Genomic DNA, 5,140 nt, shown 5'->3' with positions numbered 1-5,140 from the left:
CTATTGATTACTGCAGGTGTGTCGTTGTACCCATATTCACCTATGGGATATAGTAAGTATGCTGAAGTAAACCACTTGTTGCTCACAGCCTCTAAATTCAGTGCAAGTTGCTGAAAGAGTACGGAGTTTGTATCGGTTACGTATACGCCGTTATCTGTCCCGCCTGTGTTCAGTGGGCGGCTGTCGTAACCAGCATTAACGCCAAACATCCAGGAGCGATCTTTGTTTAGCCAGCGATAACCCAGCCTGGTGGACGTAGAAATAGTGGCTCCTTTGACCTTGGTATTAATAATGCTGCTGTAATTGCTAAAATCTGAGAAATTAACGTTTGCAAGAGTGTCCAAGAAAAATACGCTGTTATCGCCAACCTTTAGGGGGATGAAGGCGCCAATTCCTGCCTCATTGGGGGTGCCAGCACCTTGTAGTGCCCCTTGAAAGCCCCAGTTAAACTTGACGGCATCCTTGAGGTTGACGCCCATCACGCCAAGGTCTGCTGCCTCAGTGCTTTCACCCTTTGGCTCTGCTGCTGCTGCGGCGGGTGCCTCCTGAGCCACTGCAGGTCTGATGGCAAGAGGCAGTGATGCCAGTGCCAGAGCAGCAGTGCTTGCAAGCGAGAGGCTGAGGCGGATGGGACGCTGTATCAAAGAAAATCTTTAAATCATTGCCTCCATATTCCTGCAAAGTGCTGCGGCATCTGGGTTTTTAGGTCAGTTATTGGGTTGGCAGCAGGATGGCATCAGCGACCTCATCCAAGCCACTCCCATAGCCACCACGCTCTCCCAATTCCTCCCCCAGAGATTCTTCGCCCGCCCCGCCGAGGTCGTCGCCCCCGAGCTCATCGGCTGCCTGCTGGTGAAGCGCCAACCCACTGGCGAGTTGCTGTGGGGCGTGATTGTGGAAACGGAGGCGTATTCCCAAGACGAGCCCGCCTGTCACGGCTACCGCCGCCGCACCCCCAGCAACGAAACCCTGTTTGGTGAGCCTGGGTGGTTTTACGTGTATTTGAGTTATGGGATACACCACTGCGTGAATGTGGTGACCCACCGGGCCGATTGGGCTAACGGAGTGTTGTTGCGCGGCGTGGCCATTCCTGGCGAGCCGGAGCGGGTGGCGGCGGGTCCCGCCCTATTGGCACGCTGCTTTGGCATCGATCGCTCCCATAACGCCCAGCTGGTGCATCCCGATCAGGGCCTGTGGCTCGCCCCGCGTCCCCCAGCGCTGGCAAATATGGCCGCGGCCGACTTGGTGCAAACCAGCCGCATCGGCATCAGTCAGGGCCAGGACCTGCCCTGGCGCTGGTATTGGCGGGCGAGCCGCAGCGTCAGCAGGCGGGTCAGGGGGGATCGCCCACCAGTGCAAACTCCAGCGCCCTGGGAATTAGCGCCTGTCCAGTGTCGCCAGCGCAAGTCAGCCCCTACCCTGGCCCTGTGAGCCGCCGCACCCCTTGAGCAGCTGGAGCCACCGCCACGTGCTGGATCTGGCGGCCTTTTCGCTGGATGATTTCACCACCGTGCTGACCCTGGCCCAGCGTTTCCGGGCCCTGCCGGTGGCTGGAGCTCGCAAGTTGCCCGCCCTGCAGGGGCGGTTGATGACCAGCCTTTTCTTTGAACCAAGCACCCGCACCCGCAGCAGTTTTGAGCTGGCGGCCAAGCGGCTCTCTGCCGATGTGCAGAGTTTTTCTCCCTCCTCCAGCTCCCTGAGCAAGGGCGAGAGCCTGCTCGATACGGCTCGGACTTACGTGGCGATGGGCGCCAACGTGTTGGTGGTGCGCCATCGCTGCGCCGGGGTGCCCCAGAGCCTGGCGGCCGACCTCGACCGTGCCGGTGAGCGGGTCGCGGTGCTCAATGCCGGCGATGGCCTGCACAGCCACCCCAGCCAGGGATTGCTGGATTTGTTCACCCTGGCGCGCCACTTCGCCCCTGAAGCCCCCACGCCCGCGGCCCTGCGGGGCAAGCGCATCGTGATCGTGGGTGATGTGCTCCACTCCCGCGTGGCCCGCTCCAACCTCTGGGCCCTCACCGCCTGCGGCGCCGAGGTGGTGCTCTGCGGCCCGCCCACCTTGTTGCCCGCCGCCTTCGCCGACTTTGTGGCGGCACCACCGCCAGGTCAGGCGGCCGATCCGGTGGCGGCGCGGGGCTCGGTGCGGATTGAGCGCAGCCTGGAGCAGGCCCTGGCCGGGGCCGATGCGGTGATGACTCTGAGACTGCAGAAGGAGCGCATGCATCAGCACCTGCTCACCAGCCTCGACGCCTATCACCGGCAATTCGGCATCACCCGAGAGCGCCTAGCCCTTTGCGGTCCGTCCGTGCCTCTGCTGCATCCGGGCCCGGTGAATCGGGGCGTGGAGCTGGCGGGAGATGTGCTCGATGATCCCGCCGTTTCACTGGTAGAGGAGCAGGTGCGCAATGGCATCCCTGTGCGCATGGCTCTGCTCTATCTGCTGGCCGCGGCAGAACCGCTGGCTTGAAAAGCTTTGCAGCAGTTGAATCAGAGCAACTTGAAGCCGTCAAGCAGCAAGCCGTAGAGCAAGCCGATTCGAGCCATATCGAGTACTTGCAGCACGAGTGCATCGCCACCACGACGTATCAGCGGGCCCCTGGCGCGAATGGCCAGCTCGATGGCAGCCACGCAGATCAGTGCCCCCACCGGGTCGAGCTTGGACAGGGTGCCGGTGATCGAGCCGACGGCTCCGCCAATGCTGAAGCTGATCAGCAAAACGATCAACAACAGCGATAACCGCCGCCAGGGATTGGCTGCCCAACTCTCCAGGGCTGCCCGAGCTTGGGCAACCCGTTCCTGAAAGCCGGTCTGTTGATAACGACTTCCGGGAGGTGAGGCCATCACGGCTGAAGGGGTATCAGCGAGGGCCAAAAGAGGAGGCAGGGATGCTGACGGCGGTGATCCCCATCACCCGGCCCGAGCCCTGCCATTGCCTGTCTACACCATCTCTGGCGTATGCGCAGCCTTTTGGCGCTACCTATAGGGGATTCCAATAAAAAAGCCCGAGGCCAATGGCCCGGGCTGGGTGATGGGGACTGAGCAACGAAAGCGCCTGGCTGGATACTGATCAACTGACCGCAGACGTTTGCCAGAGCGTCCCAAGGGGCTTGACGTTCCCCGAGGGCTTCCCGGTCTGGGTCTCAGCCGTCGCTGTCCTTCTTGCGGGAGGATTTGCCCTCGAGGAGCTCAAGTAGAGCTTCCATCTGGGCCATAACCCCGCGGACCTCACCGGCTTCTGGAAGTAAGCCGTCGTCCATGACGCCCTGGTGCATTTCTCGGAGCTCCTGGCGGATGTATCGCAGGTGGCTAACCACCTGTTCGCGTTTCGACTGCGACATCGATGGGTGTTCTACTGATGCACCCTTTTACCGCATCGCCGGTTCACTTCTGGCCAAACCTTGCCTTGGCCTGCTCGTAGAAGGGGGCATCGATGGCGCTAAGACCGGCCTCCTGTGCCATGGTTTCGATGCGTCGCCGCACTGCTGGACGTACAAAAAAGGGCACTTCCTTAAGTTTGGCTTCGGCGTCTGGATGCCAATCCATAGGGCTGACCAGCAGCGCTTCTTTGAGTAGAAATGGAGAATAGGGGACTCGAACCCCTGACCTCTGCGGTGCGATCGCAGCGCTCTACCAGCTGAGCTAACTCCCCGGGTTAGGGCCCTCTGTTGTCCCTAGAAGTCCATTATCCCCGACCCCACCTCCCCAGCAACTTCCATGAACGCGTCGATCACCCCCGAACGGCTCGCCGCTTTCGATGAAGCTTCGATCGCCGAGCTCGCCCGTCGACTGGAGGAAGACGACTACCCCAGTGCCTTTGACGGCTTAGCCGATTGGCACTTGATGCGTGCCCTGGCGATCCACCAACCGGAGTTGGCTCGCCCCTACGTGCATCTGGTGGACCAGGAACCCTTTGATGAGGACTGATCCGGCGGCAGCTGCTGACCCCTTGGTGCACCCGCTAGCGGGTAGCCGAGTGTTGGTGGGTATCAGCGGCAGCATCGCTGCGGTCAAGCTGCCTCTGGTGGTGAGCTCCCTGGTCCAGTGCGGCGCCGAGGTGCGTTGCCTGGTTACACCTTCGGCGGCCCAACTGGTAAGTCCGGTGGCCCTTGCCAGCCTCAGCCGCAATCCCTGCAACCTCGATGAGGATCAGTGGAGTCATCGCGCTGCCAGGCCGCTGCATGTGGAGCTGGCTGAGTGGGCTGAGTTGGTGTTAGTGGCGCCCTTGAGTGCCACCAGCCTGGGTCGTTGGGTGCATGGGTTGGCTGACAACCTGTTGGCCAGCACTCTGTTGGCTACCGAGGCGCCGGTGCTGACTGCTGCGGCCATGAACACTTCCATGTGGAACTCCCCTGGAGTGCGCCGCAACTGGGAGCTGCTGCAGGGCTTTGAGCGGGTCTTGCCCCTGGGGCCTATGGCGGGATTGTTGGCCTGCGATCGGCAGGGGGACGGCCGCATGGCTGAGCCGCAACAACTGCTACTGGCCTTGCAGTGTCTGCAGCTGTGGGGCTGGCAGCGGGACTGGGCTGGCTTGCGGCTTTTGGTCACTGCCGGGCCCACTCGCGAACCACTGGATCCGGCCCGCGTTCTCACCAACCCAAGCTCCGGGCTGATGGGTGTGCTCTTAGCCCAGGCAGCCCGGCTGCGTGGGGCGGAGGTGACTCTGGTGCATGGTCCGTTGAGCGTGGATTCCCAGTTGCTGGAGGGCTTGGCTTGCGTGCCTGTCCAGACGGCGGCCGATATGGAGCGGGCCTTGGTGCGTTTACAGCCCTGTGCCGATGCCATTGCCATGGCGGCTGCTGTGGCCGACCACCGCCGCCAGCAACCGCTACCTCACAAACTGACCAAAGAGGAGCTCGCCATTGAGCTCGCCTCCGGCTGGCAGCAGGTGCCCGATCTTTTGGCTGGCCTGGTGAGCCGCCGGCACCCCGGTCAGCGGATTTTGGGTTTCGCTGCCCAATCGGGCGATGTATTGGCTCAGGCCCGTGCCAAGTGGGCCCGTAAAGGCTGCGATCTGCTGTTCGCCAACCCGATAGATCAAGCCGATGCGGGCTTTGGCGTGAACAGCAACCACGGTTGGCTGCTGGGAGGGCAGGGCGGCGAGCAACGCATCGAGCCGGGCTCAAAGCTGGCTATTGCCCAG

General features: G+C 62.1%; 7 protein-coding genes, 1 tRNA gene and 1 pseudogene. 4 read left to right on the top strand and 5 right to left on the bottom strand.

Features of this window, described 5'->3' with window-relative positions; all coding sequences use genetic code 11:
* Positions 1 to 641, bottom strand: a pseudogene (locus tag KBY75_RS15305) (carbamoyl-phosphate synthase); the annotation flags it as partial.
* A 106-nt stretch (positions 642 to 747) separates the two neighbouring features.
* On the opposite strand from KBY75_RS15305, the gene KBY75_RS15300 reads away from it, so the two are divergent.
* Complete coding sequence (locus tag KBY75_RS15300; RefSeq protein ID WP_396098464.1) at positions 748 to 1,431, top strand: DNA-3-methyladenine glycosylase; 684 nt, start codon at positions 748 to 750, stop codon at positions 1,429 to 1,431.
* Positions 1,432 to 1,444: 13 nt separating this feature from the next.
* Positions 1,445 to 2,467, top strand: coding sequence for an aspartate carbamoyltransferase catalytic subunit (locus tag KBY75_RS15295; protein ID WP_255024573.1), 1,023 nt, complete (start codon positions 1,445 to 1,447; stop codon positions 2,465 to 2,467).
* A 20-nt stretch (positions 2,468 to 2,487) separates the two neighbouring features.
* Here the strand turns inward: KBY75_RS15295 and KBY75_RS15290 are convergent, their stop codons facing one another.
* The 4 genes from KBY75_RS15290 to KBY75_RS15275 form a co-directional block, all read right to left on the bottom strand.
* Positions 2,488 to 2,841: a DUF565 domain-containing protein gene (locus tag KBY75_RS15290; protein ID WP_254935108.1), complete on the bottom strand. Its 354-nt coding sequence runs from the start codon at positions 2,839 to 2,841 to the stop codon at positions 2,488 to 2,490.
* Between the two features lie 299 nt (positions 2,842 to 3,140).
* Complete coding sequence (locus tag KBY75_RS15285) at positions 3,141 to 3,338, bottom strand: hypothetical protein (protein ID WP_094559179.1); 198 nt, start codon at positions 3,336 to 3,338, stop codon at positions 3,141 to 3,143.
* Positions 3,339 to 3,381: 43 nt separating this feature from the next.
* Positions 3,382 to 3,543: a PCP reductase family protein gene (locus tag KBY75_RS15280; protein WP_254935107.1), complete on the bottom strand. Its 162-nt coding sequence runs from the start codon at positions 3,541 to 3,543 to the stop codon at positions 3,382 to 3,384.
* Positions 3,544 to 3,576: 33 nt separating this feature from the next.
* A tRNA-Ala gene (locus tag KBY75_RS15275) sits at positions 3,577 to 3,649 on the bottom strand.
* A 65-nt stretch (positions 3,650 to 3,714) separates the two neighbouring features.
* On the opposite strand from KBY75_RS15275, the gene KBY75_RS15270 reads away from it, so the two are divergent.
* A complete protein-coding gene (locus KBY75_RS15270) occupies positions 3,715 to 3,924 on the top strand; it encodes a DUF2555 domain-containing protein (RefSeq protein ID WP_106632313.1) in 210 nt (69 codons plus the stop codon).
* A partial coding sequence (gene coaBC, locus KBY75_RS15265; RefSeq protein WP_255024572.1) for a bifunctional phosphopantothenoylcysteine decarboxylase/phosphopantothenate--cysteine ligase CoaBC occupies positions 3,914 to 5,140 on the top strand: 1,227 nt, incomplete at its 3' end. The genes KBY75_RS15270 and coaBC, both read left to right, overlap by 11 nt.

The organism is Cyanobium sp. T1G-Tous, from assembly GCF_024345455.1.
Lineage (GTDB): Bacteria > Cyanobacteriota > Cyanobacteriia > PCC-6307 > Cyanobiaceae > Cyanobium_A.
This window is presented reverse-complemented; position numbering and strand designations above follow the sequence as displayed.

Excerpts from the sequence above, each read along its gene's own strand:
- KBY75_RS15290 (WP_254935108.1), bottom strand. The coding sequence starts at position 2,841 with ATGGCCTCACCTCCCGGAAGTCGTTATCAACAGACCGGCTTTCAGGAA.
- KBY75_RS15285 (WP_094559179.1), bottom strand. The coding sequence starts at position 3,338 with ATGTCGCAGTCGAAACGCGAACAGGTGGTTAGCCACCTGCGATACATC.
- KBY75_RS15280 (WP_254935107.1), bottom strand. The coding sequence starts at position 3,543 with ATGGATTGGCATCCAGACGCCGAAGCCAAACTTAAGGAAGTGCCCTTT.
- KBY75_RS15270 (WP_106632313.1), top strand. The coding sequence starts at position 3,715 with ATGAACGCGTCGATCACCCCCGAACGGCTCGCCGCTTTCGATGAAGCT.